This is a genomic window from Rhabdonatronobacter sediminivivens (genome assembly GCF_013415485.1).
Lineage (GTDB): Bacteria > Pseudomonadota > Alphaproteobacteria > Rhodobacterales > Rhodobacteraceae > Rhabdonatronobacter > Rhabdonatronobacter sediminivivens.
The window spans coordinates 14,048-33,209 of sequence record NZ_JACBXS010000002.1 but is presented as its reverse complement, the minus strand read 5'-3'; the positions used below and the strand labels follow the sequence as shown (position 1 = coordinate 33,209).

At 65.4% G+C, this 19,162-nt stretch carries 21 protein-coding genes and 2 tRNA genes; 5 read left to right on the top strand and 18 right to left on the bottom strand.

Features of this window, described 5'->3' with window-relative positions; translation table 11 throughout:
* Window positions 1-8: 8 nt before the first annotated feature.
* The 15 genes from nuoG to HUK65_RS01025 all read right to left on the bottom strand — a co-directional run bounded on the left by nuoG (window position 9) and on the right by HUK65_RS01025 (window position 13,006).
* Window positions 9-2,021: an NADH-quinone oxidoreductase subunit NuoG gene (gene nuoG / locus HUK65_RS01095; protein ID WP_179904278.1), complete on the bottom strand. Its 2,013-nt coding sequence runs from the start codon at window positions 2,019-2,021 to the stop codon at window positions 9-11.
* 3 nt (window positions 2,022-2,024) lie between these two features.
* A complete protein-coding gene (locus HUK65_RS01090; RefSeq protein ID WP_179904277.1) occupies window positions 2,025-2,480 on the bottom strand; it encodes a DUF5333 family protein in 456 nt (151 codons plus the stop codon).
* Window positions 2,481-2,654: 174 nt separating this feature from the next.
* Entirely contained in the window at window positions 2,655-3,953 is a 1,299-nt protein-coding gene (gene nuoF, locus HUK65_RS01085) for an NADH-quinone oxidoreductase subunit NuoF (RefSeq protein ID WP_179904276.1), read from the bottom strand.
* Window positions 3,954-3,962: 9 nt separating this feature from the next.
* The gene (locus HUK65_RS01080) at window positions 3,963-4,190 is read right to left on the bottom strand and encodes a DUF5337 family protein (protein ID WP_179904275.1); all 228 of its coding nucleotides are present in this window, start codon (window positions 4,188-4,190) and stop codon (window positions 3,963-3,965) included.
* 57 nt (window positions 4,191-4,247) lie between these two features.
* Entirely contained in the window at window positions 4,248-4,787 is a 540-nt protein-coding gene (locus HUK65_RS01075) for a hypothetical protein (protein WP_179904274.1), read from the bottom strand.
* 67 nt (window positions 4,788-4,854) lie between these two features.
* Window positions 4,855-5,955 carry an NADH-quinone oxidoreductase subunit E gene (locus HUK65_RS01070; RefSeq protein WP_179904273.1) on the bottom strand — a complete coding sequence of 367 codons (1,101 nt, stop codon included), beginning with the start codon at window positions 5,953-5,955 and terminating at the stop codon, window positions 4,855-4,857.
* Complete coding sequence (locus HUK65_RS01065; RefSeq protein WP_179904272.1) at window positions 5,955-7,172, bottom strand: NADH-quinone oxidoreductase subunit D; 1,218 nt, start codon at window positions 7,170-7,172, stop codon at window positions 5,955-5,957. Before HUK65_RS01065 ends, HUK65_RS01070 begins: the two co-directional genes overlap by 1 nt.
* 4 nt (window positions 7,173-7,176) lie before the next feature.
* The gene (locus tag HUK65_RS01060; RefSeq protein ID WP_179904271.1) at window positions 7,177-8,049 is read right to left on the bottom strand and encodes a sulfotransferase; all 873 of its coding nucleotides are present in this window, start codon (window positions 8,047-8,049) and stop codon (window positions 7,177-7,179) included.
* 21 nt (window positions 8,050-8,070) lie between these two features.
* The gene (locus HUK65_RS01055; protein ID WP_179904270.1) at window positions 8,071-8,673 is read right to left on the bottom strand and encodes an NADH-quinone oxidoreductase subunit C; all 603 of its coding nucleotides are present in this window, start codon (window positions 8,671-8,673) and stop codon (window positions 8,071-8,073) included.
* Window positions 8,674-8,685: 12 nt separating this feature from the next.
* Entirely contained in the window at window positions 8,686-9,219 is a 534-nt protein-coding gene (locus HUK65_RS01050; protein ID WP_179904269.1) for a NuoB/complex I 20 kDa subunit family protein, read from the bottom strand.
* Window positions 9,210-9,575 (bottom strand): NADH-quinone oxidoreductase subunit A, encoded by a 366-nt coding sequence (locus HUK65_RS01045; protein ID WP_179904268.1) that lies wholly within the window; start codon window positions 9,573-9,575, stop codon window positions 9,210-9,212. The genes HUK65_RS01050 and HUK65_RS01045 overlap by 10 nt, the downstream gene beginning before the upstream one ends.
* A 190-nt stretch (window positions 9,576-9,765) precedes the next feature.
* Complete coding sequence (hisD, locus tag HUK65_RS01040) at window positions 9,766-11,073, bottom strand: histidinol dehydrogenase (protein ID WP_179904267.1); 1,308 nt, start codon at window positions 11,071-11,073, stop codon at window positions 9,766-9,768.
* Window positions 11,074-11,553: a DUF2948 family protein gene (locus tag HUK65_RS01035; RefSeq protein ID WP_179904266.1), complete on the bottom strand. Its 480-nt coding sequence runs from the start codon at window positions 11,551-11,553 to the stop codon at window positions 11,074-11,076. It abuts the gene before it with no gap.
* A gap of 4 nt (window positions 11,554-11,557) precedes the next feature.
* Window positions 11,558-12,823 carry a UDP-N-acetylglucosamine 1-carboxyvinyltransferase gene (gene murA / locus HUK65_RS01030; protein WP_179904265.1) on the bottom strand — a complete coding sequence of 422 codons (1,266 nt, stop codon included), beginning with the start codon at window positions 12,821-12,823 and terminating at the stop codon, window positions 11,558-11,560.
* 9 nt (window positions 12,824-12,832) lie between these two features.
* Window positions 12,833-13,006, bottom strand: coding sequence for a hypothetical protein (locus HUK65_RS01025; protein ID WP_179904264.1), 174 nt, complete (start codon window positions 13,004-13,006; stop codon window positions 12,833-12,835).
* Window positions 13,007-13,095: 89 nt separating this feature from the next.
* On the opposite strand from HUK65_RS01025, the gene HUK65_RS01020 reads away from it, so the two are divergent.
* Window positions 13,096-13,170, top strand: a tRNA-Thr gene (locus HUK65_RS01020).
* A gap of 651 nt (window positions 13,171-13,821) precedes the next feature.
* On the opposite strand, the gene HUK65_RS01015 is transcribed toward HUK65_RS01020, so the two are convergent.
* Complete coding sequence (locus HUK65_RS01015; protein WP_179904263.1) at window positions 13,822-14,496, bottom strand: hypothetical protein; 675 nt, start codon at window positions 14,494-14,496, stop codon at window positions 13,822-13,824.
* Window positions 14,497-14,725: 229 nt separating this feature from the next.
* Between HUK65_RS01015 and HUK65_RS01010 the strand changes: the two genes are divergently transcribed.
* The 4 genes from HUK65_RS01010 (at window position 14,726) to HUK65_RS00995 (ending at window position 17,818) form a co-directional block, all read left to right on the top strand.
* Window positions 14,726-15,667 (top strand): hypothetical protein, encoded by a 942-nt coding sequence (locus HUK65_RS01010; RefSeq protein WP_179904262.1) that lies wholly within the window; start codon window positions 14,726-14,728, stop codon window positions 15,665-15,667.
* A 12-nt stretch (window positions 15,668-15,679) separates the two neighbouring features.
* A complete protein-coding gene (locus tag HUK65_RS01005; RefSeq protein WP_179904261.1) occupies window positions 15,680-16,924 on the top strand; it encodes a sensor histidine kinase in 1,245 nt (414 codons plus the stop codon).
* Entirely contained in the window at window positions 16,921-17,565 is a 645-nt protein-coding gene (locus HUK65_RS01000; RefSeq protein ID WP_179904260.1) for a response regulator, read from the top strand. The genes HUK65_RS01005 and HUK65_RS01000 overlap by 4 nt, the downstream gene beginning before the upstream one ends.
* Window positions 17,566-17,665: 100 nt before the next feature.
* Window positions 17,666-17,818, top strand: a complete 153-nt coding sequence (locus HUK65_RS00995; protein WP_179904259.1) for a hypothetical protein — start codon at window positions 17,666-17,668, stop codon at window positions 17,816-17,818.
* A gap of 199 nt (window positions 17,819-18,017) precedes the next feature.
* Here HUK65_RS00995 and HUK65_RS00990 read toward each other — a convergent pair.
* Both HUK65_RS00990 and HUK65_RS00985 read right to left on the bottom strand, forming a co-directional pair.
* A tRNA-Ile gene (locus HUK65_RS00990) sits at window positions 18,018-18,094 on the bottom strand.
* Between the two features lie 56 nt (window positions 18,095-18,150).
* Window positions 18,151-19,038: an MBL fold metallo-hydrolase gene (locus tag HUK65_RS00985; RefSeq protein WP_179904258.1), complete on the bottom strand. Its 888-nt coding sequence runs from the start codon at window positions 19,036-19,038 to the stop codon at window positions 18,151-18,153.
* Window positions 19,039-19,162: the final 124 nt, after the last annotated feature.

The window sequence follows — 19,162 nt, the reverse complement described above, 5'->3', positions numbered from 1 at the left end:
CGCCATGCTCACTCGGCCGCCAGAGCGGCGTTGCGGCGTTCCTTGGCCTGCGCGGCCAGTTCCCCCATCAACTGCGAGGCCCGCGCAACCGGATTGGTCAGGTAGAACTCACTGACCGCCGCCGCGAAATCGCCGGCTGCAGGCTCCGCCGGTGCCAGCGGTTGCCAGTCGTTTTCCGGCACCAGGTCAATCTCGCCCAGGTGCGGCACGGCCGCAACCATGGCGCGGCGCAGTTGCACCACGCTGTCAAAGGGCAAGGGCGCCCCCAGTTCGGCCGACAGCGCGCGCAGGATCGCCCAGTTTTCGCGCGCATCCCCCGGCGGGAACCCGGCGCGGAATGCCATTTGCGGGCGGCCTTCGGTATTGACGAAAATCCCCGGCTCCTCGGTCCAGGCGGCGCCGGGCAGGATCACATCGGCGCGGTGTGCGCCCCGGTCGCCGTGGCTGCCCTGATAGATGACGAAAGGCCCGGCGGGGATTTCGATCTCATCGGCGCCAAGGTTGTAGATCACCTGCGCCCCATCCATCGCCGCATCAATCCCGCCTTCGGTCACGCAGTCCAGGTCCATGGCGCCCACGCGCGCCGCAGCGGTGTGCAGCACCAGCAGCCCCGCGCCGGTGCGTTCGGCCAGCGCCATGGCCTGCGACAGCACCGCGTCGCCATCGGCGCCCCGTAACGCGCCCTGCCCGAGGATCACCACACCCGGATCATCGCTGGACTTTGCCTCCTGAACCAGCTTCACCAGCGCCTCGGCCCCGGTTCCGGCCTCGATCACGTCATAGGTCAGATCCACAGGCGCGCCAACGCGGGTCACATCGGCGCCGGCCAGCCAGGCCTTGCGGATGCGAGCGTTGAGCACCGGCGCCTCGGCCCGCGGGTTGGCGCCGATCAGCCAGATGCGGCGGGCAAAGTCGATATCCTCGATGGTTGCGGTGCCGACATAGGCCGAACGGTTGCCCGCCGGAAGCTTCGCGCCATCGGTGCGGCATTCCACCTTGCCGCCCTGCCCTTCGATCAGGGATTTCAGCGCAAAGGCCGCCTCGGCCGAGGCCAGATCGCCCACCAGCCCGGCAACCTGTTTGTCCGCCATGGCGGCCTTGATGGCGGCGAAGGCTTCGGCCCAGGTGGCCGGGGTCAGCTTGCCATTCTTGCGCACATAGGGCCGGTCCAGCCGCTGGCGGCGCAGCCCGTCCCAGACAAAACGGGTCTTGTCGCTGATCCACTCTTCATTCACGCCATGGTTCTCACGCGGGAGGATGCGCATGACCTCACGCCCCTTGGTGTCCACGCGGATGTTGGACCCCAGCGCGTCCATCACATCGATGGTTTCGGTCTTCTTCAACTCCCACGGGCGGGCGGTAAAGGCGTAGGGCTTGCTCACCAGCGCGCCCACCGGGCACAGGTCGATGATATTGCCCTGCAATTCGCTTTCGATCAGCGCGCCCAGATAGGTGGTGATTTCGGCATCCTCGCCGCGCCCGGTCTGGCCCATGACCATGACGCCCGCCACCTCGGAGGTGAAGCGCACGCAGCGGGTGCAGGAGATGCAGCGCGTCATGTGGGTTTCCACCAGCGGGCCAAGGTTCAGGTCCTCGGTCGCGCGCTTGGGTTCGCGGTAGCGGCTGAAATCCACGCCATAGGCCATGGCCTGGTCCTGCAGGTCACATTCCCCGCCCTGATCGCAGATCGGACAGTCCAGCGGATGGTTGATCAGCAGGAACTCCATCACGCCTTCGCGCGCCTTGCGCACCATGGGCGAGTTGGTCCGGATCACCGGCGGCGCGCCTTCGGGACCGGGGCGAAGGTCCTTGACCTGCATGGCGCAGCTGGCCGCGGGTTTCGGCGGGCCGCCGACCACTTCCACCAGACACATGCGGCAGTTGCCCGCAATGGACAGGCGTTCATGATAGCAGAAGCGCGGGATTTCGATCCCCGCCTCCTCGCAGGCCTGAATCAGCGTCATCGCCGGGGGCACTTCGATCTCCCGGTCGTCGATGATGATCTTGCGCAACTCGGACATGGCTTACCTTTCGCTCAGACGCCGCCCGATGGGCGTGCGTTCCTCGATCTGTTGACGGCCAAAGGCACAGACGGCCGAGGCATCCTTCGGATCAACCCCATCGCGTTGCAGGTGGCGGTCCACCAGCGTCTGCATCCGTGCCTTCTCGGCCTCGTCATTCACAAAATTCTCGATCTGGTTGCGGCTGAAGCCCAGCGAGCGGGCCTCACGATAGAGCGGCAGGAAAAAGGCCACACGCTCCAGCCGGTTGGGGCCGCGCAGGTCATCGCAGACCTGCACCACATGATGGATCAGCGCCGCCGTGAACAGCGCGTTGTAGATGCTGCTCTCGCCGCGCAGAGTGTCATTGACCTGCGCCTGCGGCATGGCCGCGGCGGCCTGGGGCAGGGCCGCGCCCAGCGGCAGGGTCACGGCCAGGGCAGCGGCGGTCAGAACACGGATCAGGGAGCGGGGGAACATCGGCATTCTCCGGGGGTTGGGGCATGTGTCGCCCGTAGTGTCACAGGGGGTCTGCGCCCCCGCGACCACCCTGCCAGTTGCGCCGGGCGCGGTCACATGACGAATCCGTGCCGCGCGGCCCCTGCCGCTGGCCCCTGTCATGGTCCTGATCGCCCTGCCCCGCATTCCCGCGCCTCACTCAGCGGCAACAGCCGGGCTGCGGCCGGCCTTCTGCGCCTTGATCCGATCCTCGATCTCATCGCGGAAGTTGCGGATCAGCCCCTGAATGGGCCAGGCGGCCGCATCCCCAAGGGCGCAGATCGTGTGGCCTTCGACCTGCTTGGAGACATCCCACAGCATGTCGATCTCTTCCAACTCGGCCTCACCACGCACCAGCCGGTCCAGGACGCGCATCATCCAGCCCGTGCCCTCGCGGCAGGGCGTGCACTGGCCGCAGCTTTCATGCTTGTAGAACTTGGCCAGCCGCCAGATCGCCTTGATGATGTCGGTGGACTGATCCATGACGATCACCGCCGCCGTGCCAAGCCCCGAGCGCAAGTCCTTCTGCAGATAGTCGAAATCCATGATCGCATCGCGCATGTTCTCACCGCGCACGCAGGGCACCGAACTGCCGCCCGGGATCACGGCTTTCAGGTTGTCCCACCCGCCGCGGACGCCGCCGCAATGGCGGTCGATCAGCTCCTCGAAGCTGATGGACATGGCCTCCTCAACCACGCAGGGGCGGTTCACATGCCCCGAGATGGCAAAGATCTTGGTGCCCGCGTTGTTCTGCCGCCCGAAGCCCGCGAACCAGGACGCCCCGCGCCGCAGGATAGTCGGCACCACGGCGATGGATTCGACATTGTTCACCGTTGTCGGGCAACCATAAAGCCCCGCGCCCGCCGGAAAGGGGGGCTTCATGCGCGGCATGCCCTTCTTGCCTTCAAGGCTTTCCAGAAGCGAGGTTTCCTCGCCGCAGATATAGGCCCCGGCGCCATGGGCCAGGAACAGGTCGAAATCCCAGCCCGAGCCGCAGGCGTTCTTGCCGATCAGCCCGGCATCATAGGCCTCGTCAATGGCGACCTGCAGGGCCTCACGCTCGCGGATATACTCACCCCGGATGTAGATGTAGCAGGTATGCGCATTCATGGCGAAGCTGGCGATCAGGCAGCCTTCGATCAGCGTATGCGGATCATGGCGCATGATCTCGCGGTCCTTGCAGGTGCCGGGCTCGGATTCGTCCGCGTTGACCACCAGATAGGCCGGACGCCCGTCGGATTCCTTGGGCATGAAGGACCATTTCAGACCGGTCGGAAAGCCCGCGCCCCCGCGCCCGCGCAGGCCCGATTGCTTCATCTCATCCACGATCCAGTCGCGCCCCTTGTCCAGCAGCGCCTTGGTTCCGTCCCAATGGCCACGCGCCTGCGCCCCCTTCAGGGACCGGTCATGCATCCCGTAAAGGTTGGTAAAGATGCGATCGTGATCTTGCAGCATATTAGACCCTCAGTTGTTCCGGCGGTGTCGCCAGATGCGCCAGGTGACCACCAGCGCCCAGAAAAACGCGGCCAGGGCGGCGAAATCGAACAGGAACACAAAGCGCGCGTCCCAGTTCAGTTGCCCTCCAAGCCATTGCAACCCCATCCAGGCAAGCATCGCCCCCGCCATGACCATCGCGGCCAGCCTGGCCTGCAATGCCAATCTTCTTTCGTCGGAGTCGCGCTTGCGAGTCATCCTTCTCCGTTTCAGCCCACCGGCACCGCGCGTCACCCGCACGGTGCCGGCAAGCGCTCAATCCTTTGCCGTCGCGTCCGACGCAAGTTCGCGCGCCTGATCGATCCAGTTGTCCCGCGCGATCCGCCCCTTGAATTCAAGGAACGAATCCACCCATGTCACCTCATCCTCGCTCCAGGCGGCGATCTGACTGTAGTGGTAGATACCGATCCCGTTGAGCTTCTGCTCCAGGACCGGGCCGATGCCCGTGATCTTCTGCAGGTCATCCGCCGTGCCGTTGAACGGCCCCGAGATCCCTTGCGGACGCACCCCGTCCAGTTTGCTCAGATCGACCGAGGGCGCGGCTGGCGCGGCCTTGGCCGGGGCCGATTTGCCCACGCTCGGCGCATTGCCCGGCCCGATCTGCGGCGGCAGCGCGCGGTCCACCACCGTAAACACCGTGCCCACGATCAGCGCCACCACGGCGCCGATGAACACCGACTGGTTCCCGTCCAGCCCCACCGCGGCCAGCGAGGCCCCGAAGGCGACAGCCCCGGCGCCGGTCGCAATCGTCCAACCCACCAGCGGCGGGGCGTTCTCCATTTTCCGTTCGGTCATTCGTCATGTCCTCCGATTCTGGCACGGGCCTTGGCCCGCCCCGATGGTAGCGCCCCGTTCCCCTTGGTCAGTTCTTGTCCTTTTCCTTTTTCTCTTCCAGCGCCCGCGCCTGCGCGATCCAGTCATCGCGCGCGACACGGCCCTTGAAATTCAGCTGGTCATCCACCCAGGCGATCTCTTCCGCGTTCCACGCCGCGATCTGCCAGAAATGGAAAACCCCCAACTGGTTCAGCTTCTGCTCCAGCACCGGGCCAACGCCGCCGATCTGTTGCAGATCGTCGGCCGCCCCCTTGGCGCCTGTCAACAACTGCGGCTTGCGCCCCTCAGGGGCCTCTTTCGCGGTGGCCTGGGGCTTGGCGGCAGGTTTGGCCGGGGCTTCATCCATGGTGGTGCCAGTCTCGTCGATCACCTCGGCCAGCCCGGGCTTCGAGGGCACGACCTTGGCATCCTTGCGCTTGGCGGGCGGCTTGCCCTGCCAGGGCGTGACCAGCGGAACCTCAGTCCCGTCAATCCGCTTCACGGTGTCCTTCAGCTCCACCGCCAGCGCGACCGAGCCATTGCGCGCCTCCCCCGTGAATTCGGTCAATGAGGTCAGGTTGTCCTTCGGTTCGGACGCAAAACGCCCGTTCTGCGGTCCCGGAACCGGCACCTTGCCCGCGGCCAGATCGTCGATGATCTCTGCCAGCTTCTCCGCCGTCAGATCCTCATAGTAATCCTTGCCGATCTGGGCCATGGGCGCGTTTGCGCAGGCGCCAAGGCATTCGACCTCTTCCCAGCTGAACTTGCCATCCGCGGACAGCATGTGCGGCCGTTTGGCGATCTTTTCCTTGCAGACGGCAACCAGATCCTCGGCCCCGCAGATCATGCAGGACAGAGTGCCGCACACCTGAATATGTGCAACAGAGCCAACCGGTTGCAACTGGAACATGAAGTAGAAGGTCGCAACCTCCAGCGCCCGGATATAGGGCATGTCCAGCATATCGGCGACATGTTCGATCGCAGGCCGGGTCAGCCAGCCCTCCTGCTCCTGCGCGCGCCACAGAAGCGGGATGATCGCGCTGGCCTGACGGCCTTCGGGGAACTTGGTCAGTTGCGCTTCGGCCCAGTCCTGATTGGCGGGGGTGAAGGCAAAGCTCTCGGGCTGGTCTGGGTGCAGTCGGCGCAGCATTAGCGGTCAATCTCTCCAAAAACGACATCCATGGTGCCGATGATTGCGGCCACATCGGCCAGCATGTGCCCCTTGCAGACATGATCCATGCTTTGCAGGTGCAGATAGCCGGGCGCACGGATCTTGGCGCGGTAGGGCTGGTTGGTGCCATCGGCCACCAGATAGACGCCGAACTCGCCCTTGGGGGCCTCGACAGCGGCATAGACTTCGCCTTCGGGGACGTGGAACCCTTCGGTATAGAGCTTGAAGTGATGGATCAGCGCCTCCATCGAGGTCTTCATCTCGGACCGCGGCGGCGGCGTGATCTTGCCCCGCGCCAGCACATCGCCCTGCCCTTCGGGCGCGCGCAGCTTGGCGATGCACTGGTGGATGATCTTCGTCGATTCGCGCATCTCGGCCATGCGGCAGAGGTAGCGGTCATAACAATCGCCATTCTTGCCAACCGGAATCTTGAAGTCGAATTCATCATAGCATTCATAGGGTTGCGCGCGCCGCAGATCCCAGGCCAGCCCCGAGCCGCGCACCATCACCCCCGAATAGCCCCAGTCCAGAATCTCCTGCTCGTTGATCACGCCGATATCGGCATTGCGCTGCTTGAAGATCCGATTTTCGGTCAGCAGGGCGTCGATGTCATCGATGACCCTGGGGAATTCATGCGCCCAGGTTTCGATATCATTGATCAGCTCGGGCGGAAGGTCCTGATGGACACCCCCGGGACGGAAATAGGCCGCATGGAGCCGCGCCCCGCAGGCGCGTTCATAGAACACCATCAGCTTCTCGCGCTCTTCGAACCCCCAGAGCGGAGGCGTCAGCGCCCCCACATCCATGGCCTGCGTGGTGACGTTCAGCAGGTGGTTCAGCACGCGCCCGATCTCGCTGAAAAGCACACGGATCAGCGAGGCCCGGCGCGGCACCTCAACCCCTGTCAGCTTCTCGATCGCCAGGCACCAGGCGTGTTCCTGGTTCATCGGCGCCACATAATCCAGCCGGTCGAAATAGGGCAGGTTCTGCAGATAGGTGCGGCTTTCCATCAGCTTCTCGGTGCCGCGATGCAGCAGCCCGATATGCGGATCGCAGCGTTCCACAATCTCGCCGTCAAGCTCCAGCACCAGACGCAAAACGCCATGCGCCGCAGGGTGTTGCGGGCCGAAGTTGATATTGAAGTTGCGGATCTTCTGCTCTTGCGTCAGCGTGTCCGTGGCGGGGCTTCCATCCATCGTCTCAGACCTCGGTTTTGTGCGAGTCCCATTCCGGCGGAAGATCGCTGCCGAAACGGTTGCGCATGAAGGCGTATTGCGGTTCCAGCCGCGCGCGGGCGGCGGCGGCCAGATCAGGGTCCAGTGTCAGCGGGGCGGCGGCATGCACCCTGCGCTCCAGCGGCGCCGGCATGTGGTCGATCCCCAGAAACCCGGTCAGGCGCCGGATGGCGGCATCCGAGAACAGCCGCTCATGGAACTCCAGATGCAGGTTGCGCGGGTCCAGCGCCCGGTCCAGCCGCTGCAGGATTCCCTGATAATCGGCGCGCGCGGCAATGGCGGCGTTCTCTCCGGCCAGATACTGGCGCAGGGCGCGCAGGGACTTGCGGCGCAGGGTGTCGGCATCGGCGGCCTTGCGGCCCACGCTCTGGCGGATATTGGACCACAGCCGCTCCAGCGGGTCACGCAGGATCAGCACGAAGCGCACGCTCTGGCGCAACCCCTGCATCACCCGCAAAGAGGCTTCGGACAGCAACGCATAGGCCGGGGTAATATCCCCCACCAGCCGCGTGTCCGCGCCCTGCCCGGCGGAAATCCAGTCCAGATAGGCATCGTGACCGGCGCGCGCGCGGGTCAGTTCGATCAGCGCGTCATGGTCGCGCAAGCGGGTCTGCAGGGCCGCGACAGTCCCGCGCCCCCCGGCCTGCGCGCGGGACAGGTCATCGGCGACCCGGTCGCGCACCTTCTCAAGGGTTGCAACACGCCCGTCGAACCGCGCGCTTTCATGGGTGTTGAACCAATGCAGTTCCTTTACCGCGCGCAAATGGCACTGGGGATGGGCGCGCAGGTAGCGGTAGAGCCAGGTTGTCCCTGCCCGCGTCGCACCAATCCCGAACATGAGTGCCGGTTGCGCCACCCTTCAGGCCCCTTTCTTCTCATCCCCCGGGAGCACATACTCGGCGCCTTCCCAGGGAGACATGAAATCGAACTGCCGGTATTCCTGCACCAGCTTCACGGGCTCATAGATCACCCGCTTGGCGGCATCGTCATAGCGCACCTCGGTATAGCCGGTGGTCGGAAAATCCTTGCGCAGCGGGTAGCCGCGGAACCCGTAGTCGGTCAGGATGCGGCGCAGGTCCGGGTGGCCTGAAAACAGGATCCCGAACATGTCGAACACCTCACGCTCGAACCAGTTGGCCGAGGGATGCAGATCGGTGATCGACGGCACCATGTCCTGTTCACCCACTGCCAGCTTCACCCGGATGCGCTGATTCCGATACATGGACAGGAAGTGATAGACCACATCGAAGCGCGTGCGCCGTTCAGGGTAATCGACCGCGGTTATGTCCACCAGCGTAGAAAACCTGCAGTTTTCATCAACCTGCAGAAACTGAACAAAGCGGACCAGATGGTCGGGCGCGATGGTCACGGTCAGCTCGCCCAGTGCGATACCGTGATCCAGGATCGCCTCGGGCTGGCGTTGCTCGATATGCGCGAAAAGTTCCGAAAGGGCTTCGGTCATACCATCCACTCCTTACCGGACCAGCGTGCCGGTGCGGCGAATCTTGCGCTGAAGCTGCAGGATCCCGTAAAGCAGCGCCTCGGCCGTGGGGGGGCAGCCGGGCACGTAAATGTCCACGGGCACGATCCGGTCGCAGCCACGCACCACCGAATAGCTGTAATGATAATAGCCGCCGCCATTCGCGCAGGACCCCATGGAGATCACGTAGCGGGGTTCCGGCATCTGGTCATAGACCTTGCGCAGGGCCGGCGCCATCTTGTTGGTCAGCGTTCCGGCGACGATCATCAGGTCAGACTGGCGCGGGCTGGCGCGCGGCGCGGTTCCGAACCGCTCCACATCATAGCGCGGCATCGAGGTGTGCATCATCTCGACCGCGCAGCAGGCCAGACCAAAAGTCATCCAGTGGAGCGAGCCGTTGCGTGCCCAGTTGATGATATCCTCGGTCGCGGTCAGCAGGAAACCACGGTCCTGAAGCTCCCGATTGAGCTCCTGCGCGGCGATTTCGCGGTCGGGGCCAGCGGTATTGACGGAGGTGCTCACTCCCATTCCAGGGCTCCCTTCTTCCATTCATAGGCGAAACCGACCGTCAGCACGGCCAGGAACACCATCATCGACCAGAAGGCGGTCATGCTTATTTCCCCAAAGGCCACGGCCCAGGGAAAGAGGAAGGCGATTTCCAAGTCAAAGATGATGAACAGGATGGCAACCAGATAGAAGCGCACATCGAATTTCATCCGCGCATCGTCAAAGGCGTTGAACCCGCATTCATAGGCCGAGACCTTCTCCGGGTCCGGGTTGCGCACGGCAATGATGATTGCCGAAAGCAGAAGCACAAGCCCCAGCCCGATGGCAATCGCAAGGAAAATCAGAATCGGAAGGTAGGACCTGAGCAGTTCTTCCACGTCGGGCTCCTCTGGCGCGTTGCCGCAGTGCGGCTTCGGTTGGCTTGAAGATGATCTACTCTTCCCCATACCTGCGGTCAACTCGCACCGGGCCGAAATCGCAATCACTTCGCGCGGACGGTATTAGGTATACCAGAGACTTGCAAGAAAATCCCGCACCCCAGAGCAGGGCGCGCGCCGCCTGCGGCGCTCAGCCGCGCCGGTTCAGGCGGTCCAGGCGGGCGCGGATGCTCAGCCCGTGCGCCTCGAGGCTTTCGGATTGCGCCAGCCGTTCGCCCGCCGGGCCGATCTCGGCCAGCGCCTGGGGGGTCATGCGCGCGATGGTGGTGCGCTTGAGGAAATCCAGCACCGACAGCCCGCTGGAGAAACGGGCCGAGCGCGCCGTGGGCAGCACATGATTGGGCCCGCCGATATAGTCGCCCACGGCCTCGGGCGTCCAGGCGCCCATGAAGACGGCGCCGGCGTGGCGGATGCGGGTCAGCAGCGCCTCAGGGTCGGCGACGCAGAGTTCCAGATGTTCGGGCGCGATCCGGTCTGACAGTTCCGCCGCCTGATCCAGAGTTTCCACCACGATCACGGCGCCGAAATCGCGCCAGCTTGCGCCCGCGATGGCGCGGCGCTCCAGCGTTTCCAGGCGCCGGTCCACCGCCTGCGCGACCCTTTGCCCGAAGGCTGCATCGGTGGTGATCAGCAGCGCCTGCGCGCTTTCGTCATGTTCGGCCTGAGAGAGCAGGTCCAGTGCGATCCAGTCCGGGTCATTGTCGGCATCGGCGATCACCAGAATCTCGGACGGCCCGGCAATCATGTCGATGCCGACGCGGCCAAAGACGCGGCGCTTGGCGGCTGCCACATAGGCGTTGCCCGGCCCGGTGATCTTGTCCACCGGGGCGATGGTTTCAGTGCCATAGGCCAGCGCCGCAATCGCCTGCGCGCCGCCGATGCGATAGACGGTGTCCACGCCCGACAGCCTTGCGGCCAGCAGTACCAGCGGGTTCACCACACCGTCAGGCGTTGGGCAGGCGATCACCAGCCGCTCCACCCCGGCAACCCGCGCCGGGATCGCGTTCATCAGGACCGAGGACGGATAGCTCGCCAGCCCGCCGGGCACATAAAGCCCCGCCGCCCCCACCGCCGACCAGCGCCAGCCAAGATCGGCGCCGCTGGCATCTGTCCAGCGGGCATCTTCGGGCATCTGGCGGGTGTGATAGGCGCGGATACGCTCGGCCGCCAGTTCCAGCGCGGCGCGGTCTTCGGCACAGACCCGGGCACAGTGGGCGTCTATCTCGGCGGCGCTAAAGGCCAGGGATTCGGCGGTCAGTTCCAGACGGTCGAATCGGGCGGTCAGCTCAATCAATGCGGCATCGCCACGGGTGCGCACATCGGCGATGATGGCCGCCACCGTGTCATCCACATCGGGCGCATCTTCGCGCTTGGCGCCCAGCAGTGCCGCGAATTCGGCCGAGAAGCCGGGGTCCGCGGCGTTGAGGAATACGGGCATTCAGCTTTCTCCGTCGGCGCTGTCCTGCGGATGCGACGGCACCCGCCCCGAAGGCGCAACATAGGGCCGTGTCACATCGCGCAAGGCCAGATCCACACATTCCACCGACAACCGCACGCCGCCATCCCCGGCCAGCACCAGATCCAGCGTGCCCGCGCCATCCTCGCCCGGCGTGAACTCCAGCGACAGAAGCGACAGGACCAGATCGGATTCGGCGCGATCCACGCCCTGCGTGGCCGCAGCCAGCACATCGTTGACGATCAGCAGGCTTTGCACCCGTTCGGGCGGGCGGGCGTCATGCTCCCACCGGAAGCGGTTGACCAGCAGCGCGAAGCGGCGGCGGCGGCGGTCATAGGTCATTTCCGTGACCGGAAAGACCGCGTCCTGCAACAGCGCCGCCATGACCTTCAGATCCTCGGCATCCTGCGCGCGCAGGCGCAGCGGGGCCTCGTTCGTATCCTCGAAACGCGCATCTGCCATGGCGTCAACCCTTCACCCGTTCGATCCGCGCGCCACAGGCGCCCAGCTTGGACTCGACGCTCTCATACCCGCGGTCAAGATGATAGACACGGCTGAGCACGGTCTCGCCCTCGGCCGCCAGCCCCGCCAGGATCAGAGAGACCGAGGCCCGCAGATCCGTCGCCATCACCGGCGCCCCGCGCAGCCGCTCCACACCCGTCACCGTGGCGGTGCCGCCATGGACATCGATCTGCGCCCCCATGCGCAACAGCTCTGGCGCATGCATGAAGCGGTTTTCGAAAATCCGCTCTTCCAGCACCGCAGTCCCGTCAGCAATGCACATCAGCGCCATGAACTGCGCCTGCAGATCGGTGGGAAAGCCGGGAAAGGGCTCGGTCACCACATTCGCCGCGCGCACCCGGTCGCCCGTGCGGCTGACCCGCAACCCGCGTTCGGTCTGCTCCACCTCGACCCCCGTTTCACGCAGCTTTTCGGCAAAGGCCGCCACCAGATCCATCCGCCCGCCGATACATTCGACAGATCCGCCCGCAATCGCCGGGGCCAGCATGTAGGTGCCCAGTTCGATCCGATCCGCCACCACCGGATGCGTGGCCCCGCCAAGCCGATCGACGCCCTGAACGGTGATGGTGGAGGTGCCCTCGCCCTCGATCTGCGCACCCATGCGGCGCAGGCATTGCGCCAGGTCCACAATCTCGGGCTCGCGCGCGGCGTTCTTCAGCACGGTGGTCCCGCGCGCCAGCGTCGCCGCCATCAGGGCGTTTTCGGTGGCACCGACCGAGACGATTGGAAATTCAAACGTGGCCCCCTTCAGCCCCCCGGGCGCGCGGGCATGGACATAGCCATCGCGCAGGTCCAGCTCGGCGCCCATCGCCTCCAGCGCGCGCAGATGCAGGTCCACGGGGCGCGCGCCAATCGCACAGCCCCCGGGCAGCGAGACCACCGCCTGCCCGTCCCGCGCCAGCATCGGCCCCAGCACCAGGATCGAGGCGCGCATCTTGCGCACGATCTCATAATCCGCGCGGTGGTTGTCGATGGCATGGCTGGACAGCGCCAGCACCTGCCCGCCCTGCAGCGGCGCCACCTCCGCCCCCAGTGATTCGAGCAGCGCGGTCATGGTGCGGATATCCGACAGCCGCGGCGCGTTGGTCAGCGTCAGCGGCTCCTCGCTCAGCAGGGTCGCCGGCATCAGCGCCAGGCAGGCGTTCTTGGCCCCGGCAATTGGAATCTCGCCGTGCAAGGGCCCATTTCCGGTAACGATGATCGAATCCATGGGCGCTTCCTACTCTTCGCTGTCGCTGCCTGTATCGCCGTCCCGGTCCGCCCCTGCCCCGCGCCGCGCCGCCGCCTGCGCCTTGCGCCGGGCGATATTCGCCTTCAGCGCGGCTTTCAGACGGTCCTTGCGCGGATCCGTGCGGGGCCCGGCGGCCGTTTTTTCCTGTGGCGGTCTTTTCATGGCAAGCTTGGTAGCGCAACTGACATAAACCGTCCAGATTGCCCTTGCACGCCGCAGCAAATCCGACTAATCACCCCGCCGAAGCAGATGCTGCGGTAGCTCAGTGGTAGAGCACACCCTTGGTAAGGGTGAGGCCGAGAGTTCGATCCTCTCTCGCAGCACCATTCCCCCTATATGAGCCGAAGAAAATCCTGTGGCGTCAGGGTGTTGGTGACGCACCCGGTGCCGAAGTCGCGTTTGCGAAGGGCTTCGAAGTGACGTCACGGGAAAGTTGAGGGCGACCGCGTCCGGGGCCGGGCCGCAATCCTGACAGGCCCTGGAGCGCTCTTCACCACCACGCAGAGGTGACCAGCGCCGCGGGCTGCGTCTTTCAGATCGCTGACAGAAGCCAGGTTGCGTTCGCTTCAACGGCGGGTCCGATGGCGGCCCAGGGAACAACTTGCGCAGGCAACATGGGTCCGAAAGGGCAGATCACCGGTCTGGAGTGAATCGCTTTCGGTGGGTTGGGCAGGGTTAGTTTCCGGCGGGGCCGCAAAACTCAGCCAGCCTGTGTGACCGGACCGCGCCGTGATCCTTGGCCGCGCGCAGCAGGTGACTGCGCGCCGGGTCCGCCGTCCCGGAGTACAACAGGGTGGCGGCGAACCGGATATCTGCCGAAGGGGCGTTCGGATGGGCCACCACCTGATGCCTGAGCGCGGTCAGGGCAAGCGGCCTTGCAAGGCTCAGCCAATGGCACAGAGCCGGACTGGTGCGGGCTGCCGTCCACAGGATGGGCAGCCCGAACCCACTGATCCGCTGCGTCGGTCCGGCGCTGATCACTCCTGTTCGATATACCAGTTGCCGCCCACCGTGTAGTCGGACAACCCGCCGGGCCGCCACAGGGTGCCGCCCGCCGCCCCCGAAGCCGCCTGCCCGCCGGGGCCGGAAAAGGCGCCGCCAAGCAAGAGGTTGGCCTGGCCGGTTTCTTCGCCCAATGTCAGCTCACCGCCGAAATTCGACTGGATCGCGCCGGTTGTCACTGTCGTTCCCGCGACGGCCATCTGGTTGATGGCCATGGTGCTTGGCACGCCATTGTCCAGTGCTGCGGCCGTGGTCAGCTCTCCTTCATAGGTCACATCATCATCCCCGACCGTTCCGCGGATGTTATGCACCCGCCCGGTCACGCTCTGCGAGGTCGCATCTGCAAAAGCCTGGCCGAAATCAAGCTGCAACTCGATATCGCCCAGCAAGGTGCCGATGGGTGTGCTGCCCTCGTTCAGGATGGTCTTGACCGACCCTGCGTAGCTGGCGCTCCCACTTGTGGGCATGTCGGTGGTCGGCATCATGGCCGCGATCTCGTCAAACCGGGCATCATGCGCGCCGATGGTTCCGCCTCCACCTCCACCGCCGCCGCCACCGCCGCCGCCGCTGTTGCTGCCAAGGCAGCCCGCCAGGGCGGCAGTCGCCGAAATCACCAAGAGCCTGCGCAGCAAGGGAACCCGCTTGTCCATATTTTCCTCCGGGATATGTCCGATCAGCAAGGGGCAAGACGGCCCGCCGGACCCCTCTCCTCGCCGCGTTGAGGTTACGAACGCCACCCGCAGCGTCACCCCCCTGAACAGGGGGGGCCAAGGCCGCTTTCCCTGATTGATAATGTTCAAGGGGCGGGTAAACTCGGTCTGTTTCCGACTGCCTGTTTCCCTTTCGCAGAACCGCCTGTCCGAACCGGGTGTCGCTCCATTGCCAGTACGCATTCCGCCGGTCGTTCATATCTTCATCCCTGTCGCGGTCAGCCTTGGCCTTGCCGCCCTGACCCTGTGGCTGGCCGTGGATCAGCGCTTTCTGGGATTGCGCCTTGCGGCTGCGGCTCCGAACGCGGCGCCCGGACTGTCCGAAGGCATCCGGATCGACGCGGTGATCCCTGCAAGCCCCGCAGCCGAACGGCCGGGCATCGCGGTGGCGGCCGGTATCGGGACGCTTGTCTCGCTGACCGGTGCCCAGGGCGAGACTTTCGCGCTGTCGCCCGCCGACCTGATCGAGGAACCCGATGCCCTGGACAGCTACGCCGCCATGCACGCCTTCTTTGCCCGCCAGGACATGATCGCGGGAATGCTGCGCGCGGGCCCGGTCACGCTGGAGGTCCAGCTTCCCGGGGGCAGCCGGTCCGAGACCCTTCTGCCCGCGCCCAATCGCCCCGTCACCAGCCTGCCCTTCGCCTTCTGGCTGCAGATTGCTGTGGGGCTGGGCGGGGTATGGATCGGTGTCTGGATATGGGCCTTGCGCAGGGCCGAATGGGCAACGCGCTGCCTTGCGTTCAGCGGCCTGGGGCTGATGGTCTCGGCCTTTGCGGCCGCGGTGTATTCAACGCGGGAACTGGCCCTGCCGGGAGGGGTGTTTCAGACACTCTCGGCGCTCAACCAACTGGGCGCCTTTGTCTTTGGCATGGGGATGATCGGGCTGTTCATGGTCTATCCGCGCCCCCTGTTTGCCCCGCGCTGGCTGGCGGTGCCGGTGGTCGTGCTGGGGCTGTGGTTTGCGCTTGCGCAACTGGGGGCCATGGAAAGCCCGGCCATCGGCATTCATCTGGGGGTGATCCTGGCGCTTCTGGCGATCGTGACCCTTGTGGCGCTGCAATTCCATGCCACGCGCGGCGATCTGCGCGACCGCGCAGCCCTGTCCTAGCTGGGACTGGCGGTGCTGGTGGGATCCGGCGCCTTTGTGGTGACCGTCATCGGGCCACACCTGCTGGGCATGGAGGCGTTTCTGTCGCAGGGCGTGGCCTTTGTGTTCTTCCTGCTGATCTTTCTGGGCGTTGCCCTGGGCGTCGCCCGCTTTCAGCTGTTCCAACTGGAAACCTGGGCCTTTCGCATCCTGTTCTATGTGGTGGGCGTGATCCTGCTGCTGGGGATCGATGCGATCCTGATCTTTACCATCGTGGACGAACGCGCCCCTGCCTTTGCCCTCTCGCTGCTGATCGTGGCGCTGCTCTGGCTGCCCTTGCGCGACAGCCTGGCGCGGTGGGTGCTGCACCGCAAGGACCCCCCGCATGCCGAGCGGTTCCGCATGATCATGGATGTTGCCCTGACCCTGCCGGAACCGGAGCAGAAGCAGCGCTGGCACAGACTGCTGTCCGACATGTTCAACCCGCTGGAAATTGCGCCCGTCGCCCCCGTCAGCGTCGCAGCCCTGCGCGAAGACGGGCTTGCCCTGGCCATTCCTGCGATCAGCACATTGCCCTCGATGGAGCTGCGCTACGCAGATGGCGGGCGCAGGCTGTTTTCGGCGCGCGACCTGGAACGCGCAAGGGAGCTGAGCGCCATGCTGGCACAGGCCCTGGAAAGCCGCGCCGCCCATGAAAGGGGCGTGTCCGAAGAACGCGCCCGGATCGCGCGCGACATCCATGACAATATCGGCGTGCAGCTCATGGCCGCACTGCACAGCCCGGACCATACCCGCAAGGATCTGATGATCCGCGAAACGCTGACGGATCTGCGGGACATCATCAACAACGCCTCGAACCCGGATTTGTCCTTTGACGAAATGCTGGCCGATCTGCGCGTCCGGATCGCCGAACAACTGTTCGTGGCCGGGGTGGCGATGCGCTGGCAGGTCGAAAATGCGCTGGCCGCCGCTCTGCCCCTGCAGACGGCGCATATGCTGCGCTCCATCATCCGCGAGGCTGTCCAGAACGCATTGAAACATGCCGCTCCGACATTGGTGGCGGTGACCGTGCGGCTTGCCGATGGCCAGATCCATGTCAGCGTGACCGATGACGGCCGGGGTTTTGATATGGATGAGGCGCGGCCGGGCAATGGGCTGGCCAATCTGCGGGACCGGACAGAGGCCGTGGGCGGCGCCCTTCGGATTGACAGCGATACCGCGGGCACATGCATCACGGCGGACATACCGCTGGATACCCAGCGCAGAGGTGCCCCATGACCCGGGTGCTCATCGTCGAGGATCTGAGCGAAACCCGCCGCTGGCTGGCCGGGATCGTGGCAGCAGCCTTCCCCGAGGTCAGCCTGCACGAGGCCAGCAGCCAATCCGCAGGGCTGGCGCAATGCGCACGCGCCCGCTACGACCTTGCGCTGATTGATCTGGGTCTGCCGGATGGATCGGGGCTGGATGTGCTGCGCAGGCTGCGCCAGACCCAGCCCGATGCAGTCTGCGTGGTCACAACCGTGATGGGCGATGATGCGTCCATCGTCGGGGCGCTTTCGGCTGGCGCCCATGGCTATCTGCTGAAGGAACAGCCGCGCACTCTGCTGGTCAAGCAGCTTGAACAGGTGGTGGCCGGCATTCCGGCCCTGTCCCCTTCGGTGGCGCGCCGGATCATGCAGCATTTCCAGCGCACCGGCCCCAGCACAGCCGATGACCGGCTGACCGCCCGCGAACGCGAGGTTCTGGGCCTCATCGGGCGTGGCCTGCGCAATGCCGAAGTGGCGCAGGCGCTGCAACTGTCCGAACACACCATCGCCGGGTACATCAAGGACGTGTATCGCAAACTCGGCATTTCATCGCGCGCCGAGGCCTCATGGCATGCGGCGCGGCTGGGCCTTGGCGCGCCCGAAGGCGACTAGGCCGCCGTTACATGGGTGCGGGCGCCCTGCCTGCCGCCGCGCGGACATGGCACCTGCGGCCCCCAGACGCGGGGCCATGCGCCTGGGCAGGCCGCCCTGAATGCCGAACACCCGCGCGATACCGATGCCGCATCCATCCGATCCGATCCGGCGCATGGCGGAAGGCAAAGACCGGATTTCGCGCAACACCTGTTTTTCAGCAGTGCTTGTCGAGCGCATGGAGGATGGCGGCCGCTGGCACCTTCGGGCATGAGATCATGGCAGTGTCCGGCCATTTGACGCTGGCGGAGGCGCAGAGGCACCGAATCTGTGATGCGCAAAGGGGTGGCGGATGATGCCTTGGCCAGGCCTCTGCCGCGCCCATACCGGACGCAAGCCGTCATGAACCTGCCCATAGGTTCGCCGGGAATGCTCCTCGGGCATCTGCCAAGAACCGACAACACCATGAGGTTTGGTAGGCCCGGAGGGACTCGAACCCCCAACCAAAGCGTTATGAGCGCTCTGCTCTAACCAATTGAGCTACAGGCCCGGCGCCTGTCTGCTACGCCGATGCGGGCGCCGGGTCAAGTCGCTGGCCGCGCCCGCTCAGCGCGGATCGAAGCGGCCGATGGGTTTGCGCAGGTAGCTGTGGCCATCAGCCTCGGGGGTGGGCAGGCGGCCGCCGCGGATGTTGACCTGCAGCGCCTCCAGCATCCGGTCCGGCAGTTTCAGCGTGGCATCGCGGGCGCTGCGGGTGGCGATGAACTCTTGCTTGCTGATGCCGTCCTTGACGTGGCGGTTGGTCAGCCGGTGTTCGGCAACCGTGGCCATGTATTGCGGGTCCACCCCCGCGGGCGGATAATCATGGCCCACATAGATCCGCGTCTGCGCCGGCAGGTCCAGGATGGCGCGGATGGAGTCCCACAGCGCCTCGGTGCTGCCACCGGGGAAATCGGCGCGGCTGGTGCCCGATTGCGGCATCATCAGCGTGTCATGCACAAAGGCCGCATCCCCTGCGACATAGGTGATGGAGGCCAGCGTGTGCCCCGGCGAGAACATGACCCGCACCGGGATCTCGCCAACCATGAACGTGTCGCCTTCGGCGAACAGCCGGTCCCATTGGCGCCCGTCCGTTGGGAAATCCTGCGGCAGGTTGTAGAGCTTCTGCCACAGCTCCTGCACGCCGGTCACCCGCTCACCAATGCCATGCGGAGCGCCCAGTTTCTCCTTCAGGTAAGGCCCGGCGCTGAAATGGTCAGCATGGGGGTGGGTGTCCAGAACCCAGTCGATGGTCAGACCGGCCTCTGCCACATAGCGCAGGATCTCGTCGGCGCTCTCGGTGGTGACGGCTCCGGCCTCAGGGTAGTAATTCCAGACCGGGTCGATGATGGCGCCGCGCAGGGTTGCGGGATCATGGAACACGTATTGCAGGCTACCGGTGGGCCGGTCAAAGAATGCGCGCACGACGGGGCTGTGCTGTGGGGTGGTGGACATGATCTGCTCCTATATATTCTAAACTTGGAATGTATTTGGCATCCTTGCGGAGAATGTCAAGGGTCCGGGTCCGGTTGCCCTGCGGCCCGCAATCGGCTATCGCGCGCGCAAGGCCACGCAGCGC